Below are 18,588 nucleotides of genomic sequence, written 5' to 3' on the forward strand. Positions count from 1 at the left end.
GAGTTGGGTCTTTTTGGTGCAATTAATGGGTTAGGTCGATCATCTTATCAAAACAATATGAATCTCTGTCATAGCCGTTATGTTCATAGAAAGCATGAGCGTTGGTTCGCTTCATTCCGCTACATAAAATAATACTTGATATTCCCAGTTCTTTAGCATAATTTTCAGTCTGTCTTAGTAGTTTTGTACCTAATCCTCTATGTTGCAGATCCCTTTTAACAGCAAGAGCTTGAATATGTAGATAACCAATTGGAACTCCTACGGATAATGCCTGTACAATAGTTACAAAACCGACCACATTATTTTCTATCAATGCGACAAATGTTTTGTAATTCCCGGCCTTATTCATCTCTTCCATAGTCACTCGGAAGTTTGCATCATTAACATTACGAATTTCAAGTACATCATTCCATAAAAGAACAACTTCAGCATAATCATCTGATATAATTTCTCGAATTTTAATCTCCATACTAACTCCCTCAAGATAAAAAATGTAGGCGTGCCCGTGAACTTGAATCCTAAATTGAACTGAATGCAAACATGATTTCAGATTCACAAACCAGTTCATTGTTTACTGTGGCGAAACCTTTCCCTTTGACGATCTGTCCCTTGATGCGAGTTACCTCGAATGTAAGTAGAAGTTGGTCTCCAGGTTTTACTTGCCGTTTGAATCGACAATTATCAATACCAGTCAATAAACCTATTTCATGATTATTACTCCCTCTTTTAGACATAACGATACCACCGACCTGTGCCAGCGCTTCAACAATCGCGACTCCAGGCATTACCGGATGGACGGGAAAATGACCAATGAAATGAGGCTCATTGATTGTCACATTTTTAATTCCGACAGCTTTCTTACCCTCATCAATTTCCAAGATTTTATCAACCAAAAGAAATGGATATCTATGAGGAATTACCTCTTTTAATCTTTCAATATCAAACATGGATTGCCTCCTCCTTAGCTCAAAGTGTCTCAAGCAAATTTTGGGTCATATTTAATATTCGTGACCTAGTAACTAGATCCCTTTCCCAGAGGTCCCTACATCTAGGTAAAGGCTCCCCACTATAGAGGCTATGTTAATTCTTTAAATCACACACTCACCGGCACTCTCCCACTTTACCAACAACGATTTTTTCGCCATCATTTGTGATACGGTTCACCGCGCTGTCTGTAATGGCAAGTTAAAGGACCATCCTTTGTCGGGATGACCCTTTATTAATCTAAATTTGTTCAGTTTTCATCTTCGTTAACGCCTGCAATTCGCTCGCATAAGAGGGTTATTTTTTCTTCACCGGTATCCAGATTTCTCCTGAACCATTCCCATGCCGTGCCATTCCATAATACATTTCGAAAGTAGGGCCCTCAACCTGTTCGTATTCAGATGTCGGAAACCACTCAGAATAGATTCGTTCCCATAGTTTTTGCATATCACACTGCGGCTCCGGGAAGACCGCCCACGTTAATGTTGGGATAGCAAGTTTTGTGAATCTCTCCGGAATCTCAAGCCCCTTAGGTACATGATAACAGATCATGTATTTGAAAGATTCTTTAGTGTGATCATAAAGGGCGGCGTGTAACATGGTGTCACCAAAACGTCCCAGTAAGTCGTTCATCATATCAACGCTGCCATCATCATCACATTTTATACGGAATAGAGGAACTTCAGAGAACGCTGTTTTCTGGTCTGCATTTATAATTCCATATACTCCAAACATCTCAAAAGAATCTCTTTGCTCAATACGGTAATTCATTTCGACATCCCCTTTTATTGAAATATGAAAGGACATTCGAGGATAGGCTTTTAGAGAAACACCTGTATCACGCGCGGATATAGGCATAATACCATGAAGATTCTTAAAGGCGCGTGCAAACGCCTCCGGGGAATCATATCCATATTTCATAGCTACATCAATAACCTTTGAGCCTGTTGTCTGCAGTTCGAATGCCGCCAATGTCAACCGTCGACGTCGAATGTATTCCGATAACGTTACGCCAGTAATAAATGGAAACATTCTTTGAAAATGATAGGTAGAGCAACAGGCTCTATGTGCAATTTCATCATATGAAATAGTGTCCGCTAAATTTGTTTCGATATATTCCATGGCACTATTCATCCTGACCAACCAATCCATCGTACTCCCTCCCTTCAAGGTAATTTTATGGGAAATAAATAATGAATACCTTGCAATTTCTGCACGAAAAAGTCAGTAAAAAACTTGCCGTTATTTATGATACGGTTCACCGGGTCATCACTGGAGTAATCAAAAACAGAGTAGACATGAGCGAATCATCTGGAAGTACGACGATGGGACTTGTTTTCCCGGCGTATCTTAATAGGACGCTAGCGCAATCCATATTGCGAAGTATATCGATAAAAAACTTTCCATTTAGTGATACCACAAATTCTTCCCCACACATCTCTAATAGTGGAATTTCATTCTGAATATCTCCAACATCGGCTGTTTTGGACATTAGTTTTAATGTGTCTGTATTAGCTAATAATCTAATCACTTGTTCACTAGCCATCACAGTTACACATTCAACTGCTTTCAACAAACATGCTGTATCAACTGCGATTTCACACAAATAAGATTGAGGGAGTACATTCTTTATGGATGGGAACGTTCCTTCAATAAGAGCAGACTCCACTTTCAGTCCAGTTGTCACGAATTTAACTCGATTATTACTCACTTCAATTTCAGTTGTGTCATCTGTTTTGTTTAATATTTTCGATAATTCATAGAGATTTTTTGCTGGAATAACAGCGTTCAAACTGTTGTGGGTAGCATCTTCTAAATGCAAAGCGCGGTATGCAAGCCGCACTCCATCTGTAGCAATTAGGTTTAGACGATCATTACTGCATTCCAAAGAAACTCCTGTTAATATGGGGCTCGTCTCGGACGTTGATGCTACGATTGCTAGCTGTTTAATAGTCAAACGAAGTAAGGTAGTATTAATGCGTAGTTTAGTAGAAGGGAACGCCTCTCCATCATCGATGGAAGGGAATTCTGTAGGGTCCATTCCGCATAAACGTAATTGAGAATGACCGGATACAATCGAAAGAATCATTGGCTCTTTAATTTCAAGTATAACTTTGTCATGATTAAATTTACGAATAATATCGTGAAAATAACGCGATGGTATAACAATAGCCCCTGTTCTTTTTACAGTCAGAGAAACACCATCTTGAGCAATCATAGACTGTATCGTCATACTTGTATTACTTGCCGTAAAAGTAACGCCATCTGCACCTGCTTGAATATGTATTCCTTGAAGAATAGGTATTGAACTATTTGCTGCTACTGCCTTTATCACATATTGTATGGCATTCATAAGAGAATTTTTTGTTATCTCTACCAGCAAAGACCTCACCTACCTCGAATAAAAAAATTATTTTGTATAGAAGGACTCAATGATGTTACGTATAGCCTCCGAACGAGAAAGTTTATGCTCTGTGCAATGGTTTTCGATTTCCCCCCACATGTCCTCTGTTAGAGTTAAAGATATTTTTTTAGTCACACCTATACTCTTTCTCCCGGAACCTTCTCGCAGACCACCTCTCGAAAAGACAAAACCTAACTGCCCTTCTTTATTAGCGACACCAACTTTAACCTTATTATTGTTCAATATAATGACGCTCCTTCATTTTGATTTAGGTAACCTCATTCAAATGGATCTCTTCTCATATTATCATGTCTCTACATGGATTTACAATATTTCAAAAGCGATTGCTGAAGAACAACTCATCGAATGTAAAGCTGGGACTATCTCAAAAGGAATTCCCTTCGCTTCAAGCGCTAACGAACCTCATTAACTTAATTCCATCGTAAACCGCCTAAACATCAAATAAATGGACCAACTCGATTAAATAACGTCTCTATGATTCGTTAGAATTCAAACCTATGCAAATGAGAGCAAATAGCGTGTGCTAGGTCCGTTAGAACTGTATAATCCTGACAAAGGGCTGTACCCGGTCATGCTCATGACTCACAGGACAGCCCCAAGAAAATAATTACGTATAGACACCTTTTTATATACTCAACTGGACTTCGGGAATCGAAGTGTCGCTTCATGTTCGGGAAGAAAGAAGCTTTTGGGGAATGAACACCAGATTTGAGTATCCGGTTGTTGTTCAAAATCGAATTATGATCCATCAATGAGAACGAATAAATAATTTCATCAAATTGATATAAAACGGGTTGACCATGTAGCCATTCGGACTTACGGAATATCTCTTACCCGTGTCCAACCGTCGTATTTGTTCCATTTCCTTCTCATTCAACTCAAAGTCGAATGTTTCTTTGTTCTCTTTTATCCGTTGAGGATTCGATGATTTGGGGATGACAATAATTCCGCGTTGCAGATGCCAGCGCAAAATGACTTGCGCAACCGATTTCTGATGGCAAAGGGCAATTGCCACCAGCTCCGGATGCTCCAGCAGCGCTTTGCTTCCCTGCCCCAACGGTCCCCAAGCCTCATGCAGAATCCGATGTCGAACCATATAATCATGCAATTCGTGTTGCGGAAATTCCGGATGGGTCTCGATCTGATTTACCATCGGCGAAATCCGGGAATGTTTCTTCAGATGCTCCAGATGCCGGATCTCGAAATTGGCTACACCTATAACTTTGATTTTACCTGCGTCGTATAACTCTTCCATCGCCTTCCAGGCGTTCACGTATTGAGGACCGGCAAAATGAATCAAATACATATCGAGATATGTTACGTTCAGCTTCTGGCAAGTCTGCTCGAACGCCTTTTTCGTCGCACGGTACCCCAGGTCTGTCGTCCATACCTTGGAGGTAATGAAGAACTCCTCCCTGGGAATGCCGCTGTTTTGGATGACCCGACCTAGCGCCGCTTCATTACCGTAAATTTTGGCCGTATCGAAATGGCGATAACCCATTCGAATAGCCTCCTCGACAGTCCTTTCGAAGGTCCCCCCGTCTTTGATCTTATATAGGCCGAACCCGAGTTGAGGAATGTCCACTCCGTTTGCCGCTGCGACTGTCTGATTCATTCGCAACTCCCCCTCCCCGTTTTTTCTAATTGTTGTTCCGATGCTTGTTCTTCACATTGCGTTAGCAACTTTTCTATCTCGTTCACCAGGTTTTTCAACAATTTCAACTTGCTACCGGAGTCAAGGCTGTAATAGTTGAGAGTTCCTTCTTTACGAACACTTATTATCTGTGATTCTTTCAATATTTTCAGATGATGTGATACGGTCGGTCGGGAAAGATGAGTTTTCATCCTGATCTCTCCTACGCGCATGCCGGGTTTTTGCGGCCCTTGAATCAAGGCTATGAGGATGGCTTGCCGGGTTTCGTCACCGATCGCATTCAACACCTTCTGATTGTTCTTAAATTCGATAGCAATCGTGGTCGCAAGTTCCTGATCCAGGTAAATCATCCCCTTCCATTTAGAATGTGTAATACTATTGTAGATACAGCCTATCACAATCTCGGATTCGGCTGTACATCGGGAAAGAAATTCAAGAACCTATTTTTCCCATGTCTTAAGAATACATTAGCAAAAGAAGAAGCCACCCCTGACGAATGGAGTGGCTTCTTTTAATGGTTGTATTTTTTAAAAAGGCATGAAAATTCCAATCAGTTGTTGAAGTAATGAGACTGTTTAAGGTCGGGAATCAGTGCAGGTTGCACTGGCCGCCATCCCATAAGTTCCTGAGTTGCAATGCTTGATCTCGGGATATCGAGCGATGCAAGTGTACTGAGAAAGCCAAAATGGGCATCTGCCTCTTCGCGTGAAATGCTGACTACAGGTACGTTCAGCTGTTCACCAATAGCACTCGCGATGTCGCAAAATGGCACTCCTTCATCTGCGACCCCATCTAGTCGTGAACCAGCGGGTGCCTTTTCTAACGCCAGGCAATATAGATGCGCGGCATCAAGGCGATGCACAGCCGGCCAGCGGTTGTTCCCCTTTCCCACATAGGCTGAGAAGCCCTTAGTCTTGGCAATATTGATCAGGCTCGGCACAAATCCTGTGTCACCCTCACCGTGTACCGATGGACAAAGCTCTACAATTGATGTACGAACTCCACGCCCTGCCAGCGCTAACACTATGTTCTCCGTTGCCACTCCATTCACATGTGTGGTGATTACGAACGGCTTGCCAGATCCTTCAAGTGCCGCCCCCATCGCTTCTACGGCATGCAGATCTGTTGTGAGTGCTCCAGCGAAGTTCGAGAAGTCGTGATGGAATGCCAGATGAATGACGCCATCCGCAGAAGCTGCACCACTACGGAGGCTGTCAAGATCGTTGATGTCACCGCGGTGTACTTCGGCCCCGGACTCTTCTAGTTTCGCAGCACTACTGTCTGAACGCACGAGACCGATGACCTGATGCCCCCTTTCAATAAGTTCGCTGGTGACAGCGGAACCGATGTAGCCTGTTGCTCCTGTTACGAAAACGCGCATCATGAAATCCTCCTTAAGTTACTCACCCTCATTGTATAACTATGATCACCAAGCAATGGGTCCATCCTCATCTGAGAATGTTCCTGTTGGGCCATCCGCTCCAATCATCGCTAGCCGGACCGCTTCACTAGCCCCTTGTTCAACACTACGAGTACCAGCAAAATTATTAAGCGCAGTGGATGTGAAGCCTGGACATGCCGCATTGACCTTGATGTTTGTTGATTCAAGCGCAAATGCAAAGGCAAGTGTCACCGCATGAACAGCTGATTTTGATGCCGAATAGACACCAAACATCGCACGATGCGAGTTTTCGGGAATAGAGTTCCAGCTAAGGGAGCCGCCGGTACTGCCTATGTTGACGATACGTGCTGCCGGGGCCTCCCGCAAAAGTGGCAACATCGCCTGTGTAACAGCAATAACTCCAAAAACATTAGTCTCATAAACTGTACGAATATCTTCAAGCGAAGCAACGGTCAAAAGACCACTCGCTGCGCCACCGTTCGGAAATGGTTCACCCGATCTGCCTGCGTGCGAGATCCCCGCATTGTTCACGAGTACATCGAGACGACCAAATTCGTTCCGAATACGTTCTGCAGCAGCAGCGATGGAGTTTTCATCTGTAACGTCGAGCTGGAGAGCGTGTGAATCTGAACCGATGCTTTTTGAGGCAGTTTCTCCATTCTCGAGGCTACGAGATCCAACGAGCACGGTGAATCCTTGTTTCGTGAGATCCTTCGCAATTTGAAGGCCGATACCTTTATTAGCCCCGGTGACCAGAGCGACAGGTTTATCTTGCATAGTTATAATCTCCTTTTTTTGTGATTGGTGGGTCCATATGAACTAAGTTGACGCGTCAACCTTGGAACAAATTTAGCACATTGAAGTTGACGCGTCAACCATGTTATTATGCTCCTATGGATAAAAATGAACTTAACGAAGAAGAAATGCGAATATGGCATATGTGGAAAGGTTCCTTTCAGACCATCTTCGGTCGTATCGTCAAAGATATGGCCGATCACTCAGGATTGTCAGAGGGTGATTTTGGAGTATTGGACCGATTAGTCCTTTTTGGGGATGGTAGTCTTCGCCAACAGGAATTAGCCGACTCTATGGACTGGGATAAAAGTCGATTATCTCATCATCTGAAGCGTATGGAAAAACGTGGACTCGTGATGAAGAAACCATTAGACAACGATCGTGGAGTACAAGTCAGTATCACTTCTTCTGGAAAATCAATGTTAGATGATGCCCGTCCCTACCTCTCCAAGGCAATACGCAAACATTTTTTTGAACAATTAACCGAACAAGATATCGAGTTGATTACTAAACTGGCGGAAAGGACAAACTCAAGCTCTTAGCGTCTTATCTAGCCCCGTCTCGATCACGTTTGTTAAAGGCGAGCTTCTAACAAACGTGGTTTTCGGTTTGTCAACCAACGTAGAAGGTATATGAAAAATACATGTCACTTTGTGAGGATTTAAGTTTTTGTTCTCAACATCTAACATGCCATTACCTGGTCACAAATCGAGATGATGGCCTCTACCTTGTAAACAATTAAAATCGTGCTATCCTTAATGATGAGGTGGATCAGATGGCAAATATTCAAGAGATTGCACGTCTTGCAGGCGTTTCTACAGCAACCGTTTCAAGGGTAATTAATCGACATCCTTATGTAAGCGATTTAACAAGAGAAAAAGTCTTGAACATCATTGAGCAATTGGATTATGTCCCTAATTCAAATGCAAAGTCCTTAAAAAATGGAGCGACAAAAGTCATCGGTGTTATGGGTGTTACTTACAATCCCCTTTTGATGTCACTTGTCCGTTCATTCCACATGATATCCCAAAAATACGGATTCAACATTATGCTTTTTATGACAGACGGAGATCGTGATAAGGAGCTTGTAGCGCTTGAAATGTTACGCAGTAAACAGGTGGATGCCCTTCTTTGTCTGGTACGGACGATTGAGTGGGATATCATCGAATCCTATACGAAATATGGGCCAATTGTAACATGGCAGCGTCTTACCAGCGACACCATACCGTCCGTATTTATGGACCAATATCAAGGTTATACGCTGGGTCTCGAATATCTGTATGCCAGAGGTTATCGTAAAATTTTGAACGTGTATTCGTCCAAAGGACAGAATACCTTGGAGCGTATAAGAGCTTATGAGGATTTTGTACAGAAGCATGGGTTGAAGAACACTGGCTTTCCGCAATTTCATAATAAAGTCACCATTCATGATGGTGAGGAAATAGCGCGATGGTGGATAGAACAAACGGACAAGCCGGATGCCATTTCCTGTTCGACTGATGAGGTAGCAGCAGGTATTTTAACGGAGATTCAACGCTCGGGGTTTTCGGTTCCGGATGATGTGGGAATCATGGGATTTGATAATACAGACAGCGCTCACCTGCTGGATCTGACAACGATCCATTACCCCGTGGATAAACAAGCAGAGAATGCCTTTAATATTATTATGAGTATGCTGGAAAATTCGGCATCCAATCCTCATCCTCTTCAGTTTAGACTGATTGAACGAAAATCTACATAAAACAACATCCATCCTTTTAAAAGAAGAAAAGAGCCCATTTGAGATCATGAGTTCTTTTCTCTTCCATCCCGTTAAACTTCATGAACGAACAACATTCAGGCCTGTCCCTATATGAGGGACAGGCCTGAATGACTTCAATCTCTAAATAAATTATTTGTGAAATTGCGGAAGATGTTCTTTATGCGCTTCCAACATTTCATCTAAAACTACCTTAGCAATGTCACCGCTGGTAACGAGCGGATTAAGTGTGAATGCTTGTAGAGCGGTTGCATAATCTCCTGTGACCGCTGCTTCGATCGTCAGTTCCTCCATTGCCTTCATCACCTGCAATAGCCCTTTTTGTGCAGACGGGAATGCGCCAAAGTGAACAGGCTCTGCACCATGGGCTGTAATGATACTTGTAACTTCGATGGCACTGTTATATGGTAGATCGCTAATTGCTCCGCGGTTCTGTGTGTTGACTACCATATGCGTTCCCTTGTTGTTATATACAGAATTAATAACTTCACAAGCTGCGTCGCTGTAATAAGCTCCTCCGCGTTTTTCCAATTCCTTGGGCTTGTAATTCAGGTTAGGATCTTTATAAAGTTCAAACAAACTTTCCTCCAGGCGTTTCACAACCTGCCCGCGAGTTCCTTCGCCATTGACCGCTTCTACTTCCTCTTCAAGCATGCTGTCGGTCATGTAATAGTACCGGTGATAAGGACAAGGCAGCATACCCAGTTGGAGAATTTGCTCATACAAGAAACGCATGCTTTTTATATTTTCTACCATTTTTTCTGGCTCGGCATCAGGACCGTAGAGCTTTTCGATGGCCTGTTTAGTTAGCTCTTTACCATCTCGGTCATAAATTTTGTGCCAGTGAAGGTGATTAATACCGGCAAATTTGAAGAACAGTTCCTCTTCATTTTTTTCCAGAACAGCAGCTTCATTCTTGGAGGAAATAATCGGAACATTGCACAAACCAATGACCTTCTCCCATTTACCATATTGGAGCACAGCTTCCGTTACCATTCCCGCAGGGTTCGTGAAATTGATTAACCAAGCATCTGGGCAAAGTTCCTTCATGTCCTCAACAATTCCAAGAACAACCGGAATGGTACGGAATGCTTTGAACATCCCACCTGCTCCGTTGGTTTCCTGACCAATCATCCCATGGCTAATCGGAATCGTTTCGTCCTTAATACGGGCTTCCAAAAGGCCGACCCGGAATTGGGTGGTGACAAAATCGGCATCGGCCAACGCTTCTCTTCGATTAAGCGTCAAGTGAATATCACAGTCGATTCCCGCCGCTTTTACCATCCGTTTAGCCATGGCTCCTACAATTTCAAGTTTCTCTCTTCCTGCTTCAATATCTACAAGCCACAATTCACGTATTGGAAGTTCATGATGCCGTTTGATAAAACCTTCGATCAATTCTGGGGTGTAACTCGATCCGCCGCCAATCGTCACAATTTTTAATCCCTTTTTCATTTTGAAGTCCTCCTTGTTCTATTGTGTTCTCAATTTGGACTCTATCTTGTGTAATGCATTACATGTCAAGAACTTTTTTTATGGGATTAAATGGGATTAATTTGTAACTTGAAACCGCTTTATCACTTGTGCTATAGTTACCTCAAATAAGGATTGTGACCGTTGATTCGGGCAATACCTAAGAAAGTTTGAATGCCGTTAACCAATTGGCGGCGTTTGAACTATCTTAGGTTTTTTTTATGCATATTGCAGAAAACAAGGAGCCGATGCACATGATTATTGAAAAAGTATTAAACAATAACCTTCTGCTGACCCGCAATACAAAGGGGAAGGAAGTCATCGTTATGGGTAAAGGCATCTCCTTCCAAAAAAGTGCAGGTGATGTGGTCGATGAACACAAGATCGATAAAATCTTCCATTTAGCCGAGCATGCATTTGCTGTAAAAATGGCTGAACTGATACATGAATTACCCGCCGTTCATTTCGAAGTTGTGAACGAGATCGTAAAACACGCCAACCATGTACTTGGTACTGAACTCAGCGACAATATTTATCTGTCGTTAACCGACCATATTAGTTTTGCCATCCAACGTAAGAACAAAGGTATGGAGATTAAAAATGCCATGCTGTTCGAAATTAAACGTTTCTATAAAACGGAATTCAGTATCGGATTGGATGCTCTGCAGTTAATCAGCGACATGATTGGAGTTTCGCTCGGGGAAGATGAGGCTGGTTTTATCGCCTTACATGTCGTCAATGCCCGACTTGACGGCACTGAAATGAAAATGACGATAAAGATGACTGAAATTGTCAACGAGATTTTGAAAATCGTCACGTACCATTACGGCACTGTTCTTGATGAATCGAGCTTAAATTATTCGCGTTTCTTAACACACCTTCAATATTTCGCCATGCGCTTATTGCGCCACGAGATTCACCAAAGCGGCGAAGATTTTTTATATCAGCAGGTGAAAAAGACTTATGTCAGAGCCTTTTCTTGCACTTGCAAGATCAACGAGTACTTAGAAAAAACGTATGTACAGTCCTTAAACAAAGATGAATTCGTTTACTTAACCATTCATATCCAGCGGCTTACTGAACGAAGCACTTTATAGCCCTATTTCTTTCAAGCTAAAACTTCATATACAACACATTAGATAAAGGATTGTGACTGGTAAAGCAGGCAAAACCTGGACTGATGGCAAAATGATTTTTCTTTTTATTTTGCCACGAGTTCAGGTTTTGCTGCTTTTTGGAAGTGAAACGATGTAAGCCGGCACATCAGGAACGAACAGCTCACAACCTGAGATCAATTACCCATCATGAAGGAGGCAATATGCTATGAGTAATAAAGACAAAGAACTGTCCATACGTGTTATTGAACTTGTTGGCGGTGAATCTAATGTGAATGATGTATATCACTGTGCAACCAGGCTTAGATTCACCCTGAAAGATCATACAAAAGCGAATGAACAGGCGTTGAAAAATATAGCTGGAGTCATCACCGTTGTGAAAAGCGGCGGTCAATTTCAAGTCGTCATCGGCAATAACGTGTCCAAAGTTTATGAAGGAATCATGGAGCACACCAACCTTCAAGATGGCGGCAGCAAAACGGATACTAAAGAGAATGCAGAAAAAACAGGAATATTCGGAAAAACCGTAGATCTTATTTCCAGTGTTTTTTCCCCGCTGCTCAGTGCGCTAGCTGGAGCTGGATTGCTCAAAGGTCTGGTTGTTTTGTCTGTGGCGCTCGGCTGGCTAGATGACACCTCAGGAACTTATCTAATTTTAAACGCGGCATCAAGCAGTGTATTCACCTTTTTGCCCATATTTTTGGCAGTTACTGCCGCAAGGAAATTCAAAGCTAATATGAACGTATCCTTGGCTATTGCAGGAGCCCTGGTCTTTCCGACCATTTCCGCTGCGTTTAATAGCGGTCAAACTTATGATTTCTTAGGCATCCCCATTGTGCTTGTGATGTACACTTCCACCGTGTTTCCAATCCTTCTGGCGGTGTGGGTTCAATCTCATATAGAAAAATGGTTCAACTCGATTATTCACCAGTCTATCCGCAATATTCTTGTGCCGATGCTGTCGCTTCTAATTGTCGTCCCGCTTACCATTCTTGCTTTTGGACCGATCGGCAACAGTGTTAGTCAGGGGTTAGCTAGCGGTTTTACCTCACTCATGCAATTCAGCCCAATGTTGGCAGGAGCAGTCACTGGTGGTTTCTGGCAGGTCATTGTTATCTTTGGACTTCACTGGGCTTTCCTTCCAATTACACTTAATAATCTGGCGACAATAGGCTATGATTTAATGCGCCCGATGTTGACCGCAGCCGTGCTGGCTCAAGCCGGTGCTTTGCTCGCCGTTATGCTGAAAACCCGCAATTCACAGCTTAAAACCCTTTCCGGATCTGCTACGATTACTGCGATTTTCGGAATTACGGAACCAGGCATTTACGGAGTTACTTTACGATTGAAAAAACCGTTCATTTACGCATGTATTTCCGCAGCGATCGGGGGCGCAATTATCGGAGTCGGGGGTGGTCGGGCAGTCGCTTACTCACTTCCCAGCCTGCTCGCTTTTCCTACTTACGTAACAACGGGGTTCGCCTCGGTTGTGATCGGTGTTTCCGTATCTTTTGTCCTGGCTTTTCTACTTACGTTGCTGCTTGGATTCAAGGATCTTGAGGCTACTGTTGAGGAGCCGCAGATTGAAACTTCTGGACAGGAAAAACAAGCGATTGAGCCAAGTGAATCTCGGTTAAACAAGGAAATCATTGTGAGTCCGCTGAAAGGCAGTGTTCAGCTACTTGAAGATTTGCCTGATCCCGCCTTCTCTTCAGGTGCCATGGGACAAGGGCTTGTCATTGAACCCACTGATGGAATTTTGGTATCGCCAATCAATGGTGTCGTAACCACCGTATTCCCTACCGGTCATGCGCTCGGTCTGACCACGGACAGTGGCATGGAGATTCTGATCCATATTGGAGTGAATACGGTAAAGCTAAAAGGACAATTTTTTGAGAAAAAAGTTAAAGAGGGCGATCGGGTTTCTTGCGGGCAAATGCTTGTAGAGTTTGACGCGGAGCAAATCCGGACAGCGGGTTACATCACTGCCACCTCAGTCATCGTCACCAACTCTGCCAACTACTTGGATGTGTTAAAAACTACCGAACAGGAAGTGAAGCAAGGTGATTATCTAATGTCGGCGGTAGTCTAACGATTGGAGATGGATTACCTGTCGGTAATCGAACTATTTTCGGGTTATATAACTGTCTACTAAATTCACTTATTCCGTATGATCCAAAGAAGCCACTCCGGCAAAGGAGTGGTTCTTCTCTGGATAGCACTTTCCGTTTATTTATCAGCTACAATTGTCAATTCCCATGGAAGTTTTCGGTTTGCCAATCACGATGTCGGATGAAACTGTTGGACCAGTAGGCATCTCTGACTCCACGCTTAACTAGATAATACCAAACGCCTTGTTTCATGAAGACGAAGCAGTTTTGTTGTGATTTTTACATTTCTAATCTATATGAGCGATTAGCTAAAATTGCTCATATATATATAATCATCAGTACATCTACCAATTTTCAAAAACTCTCTTTTAGTTTTTTAGAATTGGCATATCCTTAAGTAAATTTTTTAAGTTTATAGCATCCCATGGAAGATGTTCTGTGATACCTAGTCCAACAACCGTAGTTAACAAGCTAACTTCTTGTATTAAAGTTATCAGCTCTGTAAGTTGCATCGTACCCATACGAGTATGAATTTTGTCAGACAGCGGCTTAGCAAATGACAATGACCTGAAAATCTTCGGATCAAGTACATCCAAATCCAAATGAATTACTACGTATTTGATTTGATTTTCTGAAATCCAGTCCAATATTGGTTTATTATTATCCTTTAATTCGGCGCTAGTTGCTGAACTAATAGATAACCTAGAAATAAGTTCCGATTCATGTTCAGTTGTTTGAACAAGTCCCGCTAACATAACGTTCTTCGGTAAGAAAGGCTTTTTAACCTTTTGAGAAAATTCTGGCGCTCCCTCACCTAACAGATTTCCTAATATATGAGCATGCCCGTTGGGCGTCACCTCTGGGGTTGCCACGTCAGGATGTGCATCGATCCATAATAGTCCAACTTCACTATTATAACGCTCATTTAAATAGGCGAATGGCGCTTGTTCAACCAAACAATCCCCGCCAAACATAACAATTCGATCGGGTTTATAAGCTTCAATTAAATGAGTTGCTGCATCCAGTTGATTCAACAATTGGTTCTTACCTACGATTCCTCCTAAAATACCTTCCTCTGTGTGGAGAGTCATATCTTCACTATAGGATACAGGTACTTTAACTGTCGTATGATTATTGTTTTCTGGAGCTAACCATGCTAGGAGCTCAGCTCCAAGAATATAACTTGGTTTGTTTCCTCCCTGCCACTGGGGCATTAGCATGCGTAACGTTTTAACAGTTTTATTATCAGTCACTTGTTTGTTCTCCTATCTAATACAGATGTAGTTCTTATGAATGCTACTAAGGAGACTAACTATATGAAGAAAGTGCTTCTGTTCCTTAATATCGATGGTCCCTTTCATTAAGCGCATACTTTTGAATCATTAGTATCTTAATCGTTAAGGATAGGCATTTTCTGAAGTAGTTGTTTTAAGTTTATTGCATCCCATGGAAGATGTTCGGTTATCCCGAGACCAACTACATCAGTGACATCACTAACTTCATTGATCAATTTTGCTACCTCAAAAAGTTGCATTTTGCCCATAGGAAAATCAATCTCTAAGTCTGATAACGGATTTGCAAAGAGCAATGATCTGAAAATTTTCGGGTCAAGAACGTCCAGATCCAAATGAATCACCAAATATTTAATCCTATTCGTTTCGATCCAATCCAGCACAGTTTTGCTACTTTCTTTTAATTGAGAACTGGACGCTGATTTAATTGATAATCTTGAAATTAGTTCCGATTCTTGGCCAGTCGGTTGATCTATTCCCGCGATCATTACGTTCTCTGGACGAAAAGGCTTATCTACTTTAGCAGCGAATTCAGGAGCTCCCTCACCTAATAGATTACCCAATACATAAGTATGACCATTGTAGTATTCTTTTGGTGTTGTTATATCAGGATGCGCATCAATCCAAAGTAATCCCAACTCACCACTGTAACGTTCGTTTAAATAAGCGAATGGGGCTTGCTCCACTAAACAGTCTCCTCCAAACATGACAATTCGGTCTGGTTGATATGCTTTGATTAAATGATTTGCCGCATCAAGTTGATTTAATAATTGCTCTTTTCCCACAATATCACCTATAATACCTTCCTCTTTTTCCAAGGGGGTATCATCGCTCATTGAAACAGGTACTTTAACGGTTATATGCTTATTATTCTCTGGAGCTAGCCATTCAAGAAGCTCAGCTCCAAAGGAGTAATTAGGATTATCTCCCCCTTGCCATTGAGGCATTAACATACGCAACGTTGTCGAATTTTCTTTGCTTTTCATGATCTTTTCTCCTTTACATCGAGGTACAATTTAGTATACATGAGTCACATATTATGAATAGTACGCACTTTTATGATAGGTACTTTCCAAAAAGATAGTGTGTAACTTATAGATGAATTCCACAGGCGGTATCAAAGGTTCAGGCATCTTTCGTTGTTATCTGAATAAGAACGTTAAAATCACTTTGAAATGGATATTTCCAAATATTAATTAGTATATAATTGCAACCCACTAATTGAATGTCTGTTTTCTACCTTAATTGCCACAGGTCATCCGTTTAAAACGACCTATGGCAATACTATTATTGCTCAATAAGTTCTGAAAGCCATTTATTTGGTGTCGAGAATGCATACCACTGATTGAGAGCTCTACACAGATAGTATGACATCCTCAGTTTGAAATAATTGAGTAAAATACTTTTGTCTGTTCCCATTAAAGGATTTCAAAATTTTTGATCGTTGCATCTGGTCGCAGTATCTTATCCTCTCTCATCTCAGCTAGTAGCTTACCTTCTTTAACTTTAGTAACCCAATCGTGGTTAGCTAGAGCTCCCTTTCCTAATGTCACGAGATCAGCCTTATCATCAGTGATGATTTCAGATGCTTTTAATGGATCTTCAAGTTGACCGTTGGCAATGACAATTTTACCTGAAAATCTTTTAGCTAGTTGTACCAATGAAGGCCCATTCTCTTCGAAAGCAGGCTTCCATGCCTTATATTCAGTCACATGAATGTAATCAAGCCCGGTTTGCCCTAATCCACCGAAAATGACTTTAGCATCTGCTTCACCTCCACCCCATTTATGGATATAGTCATTGACTTTGGCTTGAGAAATTCGAATACCTACTGTAAAATTCGGTCCAACGGCTTTACGGACTGCAGATGAAACTTCAATTAAAAGCCGTACCCGATTTTCGGTCGAACCGCCATACTCATCTGATCGTTCATTAGTGTAGTCGGTCAAGAATTGATCAAGCAAGTAACCATTGGCTCCATGAATTTCAACACCATCAAACCCTACTGCTTTTGCCCGGATTGCTGATTCCACAAATCCCTGAATCACTTGTTCGATATCTTGCTTTGTTGCAGCTATCGGAGTAGGAAATTTATCAACTCCACCATAGAACGCCAAAGGATCTCCTTTAGGTTGCACTTCTGAAGGAGCTAGGTTATGGGAACTGAAGCGATTTCCTTGAGAAAGTGCTCCTGCATGCTCAAGCTGAACTATAATTGCAGCATCCGCTTCATGTACAGTATCCACGACTTTTTTCCAAGCAATAGCTTGTTCTTCATTTATCAAGCCAGGTTGGTTAAAGTAACATTGACTGTACAATTGATCTGTGTATGTTCCTTCTGTAATGACAAATCCAAAACCTCCACGAGCAAAAGACGCATAATATTCAGCCATCTGCTCCGTGGCAAGACCTTCCGAAGTAGCACTCGTACGAGTCATTGGAGCTACTCCTACACGATTTTTTAGAAAGTTATAACCAACGTTGACAGGTTCAAACAATTTATTTTTTTGTACCAAGTTAACCATCCACCTTTAACAATTATGTTTATATATCTTTCAGAATATGAACATTATAAAATGAATGAAATGAACAGTAAAATTGATGTTATTGAATCTTTAGTTCATTAAAAATGAACTCACTTTAGGAGGGTATCTATGGAACTCCGCCATTTGATTACATTAAAAACTATTGTTGAAAAAGGAGGGTTTAAGAAAGCAGCTGAACATCTCGGTTATGCTCAATCTTCTGTCACGACACATATTAAAGAATTGGAGGAAGAGTTCGGTAAGCCTATTTTTGATCGCTTAGGTAAACAAGTTGTGCTCACACAATACGGACATCAATTTCTGCCGTATGCTCATAAAATTATTGAGTTGTATACGCAAGCACTTACTTCAAATGATGAGCCCTCGGGAAATTTGACACTAGGTATTTCGGAATCCTTAATGATCTGTCGCATACCTTCTTTATTGGTTGAGTATGGTGAGAAATATCCGCAAGTTAACCTTTCGCTCAAATCACTTGACTACCAAGATGTCTCTCAAGCTGTTCAAAATGGTGAGATTGACCTGCTTGTTGCCTTAGAAAAAGAGGGATGGGGGGCTCCCGAACTACACTGCGAACGTTTGGTGAGAGAAAAAATGGTCCTTATTAGTCCCCCTCATGAGAAAAACCATGCAAAAGGAACTGTGTTATATACGGAACGTAGCTGCAGTTACAAATCTGTATTCAAGGATTACATCAATTATAAAAAAGTCGATGTTATGAACAGTATAGAGTTCCAAAGTATCGAAGCGATTAAGCAATGTGTGAAAAACGGACTAGGCATTTCGATGGTTCCTTACTTTTCTGTCAAAGAAGAATTAAAATCCAAAAAATTTCAAGGCGAAGAAGTTGAGTCTGACCGCCCTACAATATCCACATATTTGGCATATCACAAAGATAAGTGGATTTCACCTGCAATGAAACAGATGATTAATCTAATTCAAAAACACGCAGCTAATTGGGAATAGCTCACTTTTGAATAAAAAGAAAGTCAGCTATTAAATATAATAGCTGGCTTATTATTATGTGCATAA

Annotated in this window: 18 protein-coding genes; 5 read left to right on the forward strand and 13 right to left on the reverse strand. The window is 41.7% G+C overall.

Annotated features, from left to right (window positions below):
• Window positions 1-22: 22 nt before the first annotated feature.
• From MHI01_RS03165 to MHI01_RS03205, 9 genes are all read right to left on the reverse strand, one after another.
• Window positions 23-469: a GNAT family N-acetyltransferase gene (locus MHI01_RS03165; RefSeq protein ID WP_036671265.1), complete on the reverse strand. Its 447-nt coding sequence runs from the start codon at window positions 467-469 to the stop codon at window positions 23-25.
• Window positions 470-518: 49 nt separating this feature from the next.
• Window positions 519-947, reverse strand: a complete 429-nt coding sequence (gene fabZ, locus MHI01_RS03170; RefSeq protein WP_340982503.1) for a 3-hydroxyacyl-ACP dehydratase FabZ — start codon at window positions 945-947, stop codon at window positions 519-521.
• Window positions 948-1,281: 334 nt separating this feature from the next.
• Window positions 1,282-2,136, reverse strand: coding sequence for an AraC family transcriptional regulator (locus tag MHI01_RS03175; protein WP_036671261.1), 855 nt, complete (start codon window positions 2,134-2,136; stop codon window positions 1,282-1,284).
• A gap of 106 nt (window positions 2,137-2,242) precedes the next feature.
• A complete protein-coding gene (gene dnaN, locus MHI01_RS03180; RefSeq protein WP_340982504.1) occupies window positions 2,243-3,376 on the reverse strand; it encodes a DNA polymerase III subunit beta in 1,134 nt (377 codons plus the stop codon).
• An 18-nt stretch (window positions 3,377-3,394) separates the two neighbouring features.
• Entirely contained in the window at window positions 3,395-3,631 is a 237-nt protein-coding gene (locus MHI01_RS03185; RefSeq protein WP_076317852.1) for a ribbon-helix-helix protein, CopG family, read from the reverse strand.
• A 526-nt stretch (window positions 3,632-4,157) separates the two neighbouring features.
• Window positions 4,158-5,024, reverse strand: coding sequence for an aldo/keto reductase (locus MHI01_RS03190; RefSeq protein WP_076317853.1), 867 nt, complete (start codon window positions 5,022-5,024; stop codon window positions 4,158-4,160).
• On the reverse strand, window positions 5,021-5,413 hold the full coding sequence (locus tag MHI01_RS03195) for an ArsR/SmtB family transcription factor (RefSeq protein ID WP_047843023.1): 393 nt from the start codon (window positions 5,411-5,413) through the stop codon (window positions 5,021-5,023). Before MHI01_RS03195 ends, MHI01_RS03190 begins: the two co-directional genes overlap by 4 nt.
• Window positions 5,414-5,613: 200 nt before the next feature.
• On the reverse strand, window positions 5,614-6,444 hold the full coding sequence (locus tag MHI01_RS03200; RefSeq protein WP_282322170.1) for an SDR family oxidoreductase: 831 nt from the start codon (window positions 6,442-6,444) through the stop codon (window positions 5,614-5,616).
• Window positions 6,445-6,489: 45 nt separating this feature from the next.
• Window positions 6,490-7,242, reverse strand: coding sequence for an SDR family NAD(P)-dependent oxidoreductase (locus MHI01_RS03205; RefSeq protein ID WP_340982505.1), 753 nt, complete (start codon window positions 7,240-7,242; stop codon window positions 6,490-6,492).
• A gap of 116 nt (window positions 7,243-7,358) precedes the next feature.
• On the opposite strand from MHI01_RS03205, the gene MHI01_RS03210 reads away from it, so the two are divergent.
• A complete protein-coding gene (locus MHI01_RS03210; RefSeq protein WP_076253214.1) occupies window positions 7,359-7,802 on the forward strand; it encodes a MarR family winged helix-turn-helix transcriptional regulator in 444 nt (147 codons plus the stop codon).
• A 233-nt stretch (window positions 7,803-8,035) separates the two neighbouring features.
• A complete protein-coding gene (locus MHI01_RS03215; RefSeq protein ID WP_036671252.1) occupies window positions 8,036-9,001 on the forward strand; it encodes a LacI family DNA-binding transcriptional regulator in 966 nt (321 codons plus the stop codon).
• 150 nt (window positions 9,002-9,151) lie between these two features.
• Here the strand turns inward: MHI01_RS03215 and MHI01_RS03220 are convergent, their stop codons facing one another.
• Window positions 9,152-10,474 carry a 6-phospho-beta-glucosidase gene (locus MHI01_RS03220; protein ID WP_076253107.1) on the reverse strand — a complete coding sequence of 441 codons (1,323 nt, stop codon included), beginning with the start codon at window positions 10,472-10,474 and terminating at the stop codon, window positions 9,152-9,154.
• Window positions 10,475-10,746: 272 nt separating this feature from the next.
• On the opposite strand from MHI01_RS03220, the gene licT reads away from it, so the two are divergent.
• Both licT and MHI01_RS03230 read left to right on the forward strand, forming a co-directional pair.
• Window positions 10,747-11,589, forward strand: coding sequence for a BglG family transcription antiterminator LicT (licT, locus tag MHI01_RS03225; protein WP_282321376.1), 843 nt, complete (start codon window positions 10,747-10,749; stop codon window positions 11,587-11,589).
• Between the two features lie 226 nt (window positions 11,590-11,815).
• Entirely contained in the window at window positions 11,816-13,699 is a 1,884-nt protein-coding gene (locus tag MHI01_RS03230; protein ID WP_315371504.1) for a beta-glucoside-specific PTS transporter subunit IIABC, read from the forward strand.
• Window positions 13,700-14,086: 387 nt separating this feature from the next.
• On the opposite strand, the gene MHI01_RS03235 is transcribed toward MHI01_RS03230, so the two are convergent.
• The 3 genes from MHI01_RS03235 to MHI01_RS03245 form a co-directional block, all read right to left on the reverse strand.
• On the reverse strand, window positions 14,087-14,938 hold the full coding sequence (locus MHI01_RS03235; RefSeq protein ID WP_036616104.1) for an arginase family protein: 852 nt from the start codon (window positions 14,936-14,938) through the stop codon (window positions 14,087-14,089).
• Window positions 14,939-15,108: 170 nt separating this feature from the next.
• Window positions 15,109-15,996, reverse strand: coding sequence for an arginase family protein (locus MHI01_RS03240; protein WP_036671243.1), 888 nt, complete (start codon window positions 15,994-15,996; stop codon window positions 15,109-15,111).
• Between the two features lie 432 nt (window positions 15,997-16,428).
• Complete coding sequence (locus tag MHI01_RS03245) at window positions 16,429-17,526, reverse strand: NADH:flavin oxidoreductase (RefSeq protein WP_340982506.1); 1,098 nt, start codon at window positions 17,524-17,526, stop codon at window positions 16,429-16,431.
• A gap of 138 nt (window positions 17,527-17,664) precedes the next feature.
• Between MHI01_RS03245 and MHI01_RS03250 the strand changes: the two genes are divergently transcribed.
• Entirely contained in the window at window positions 17,665-18,522 is an 858-nt protein-coding gene (locus MHI01_RS03250) for a LysR family transcriptional regulator (RefSeq protein ID WP_076317857.1), read from the forward strand.
• Window positions 18,523-18,588 lie beyond the last annotated feature (66 nt).

Origin of the sequence: Paenibacillus sp. FSL M7-0656 (genome assembly GCF_038003225.1) — a bacterium.
In the GTDB taxonomy this organism is placed as follows: Bacteria; Bacillota; Bacilli; order Paenibacillales; family Paenibacillaceae; genus Paenibacillus; species Paenibacillus amylolyticus.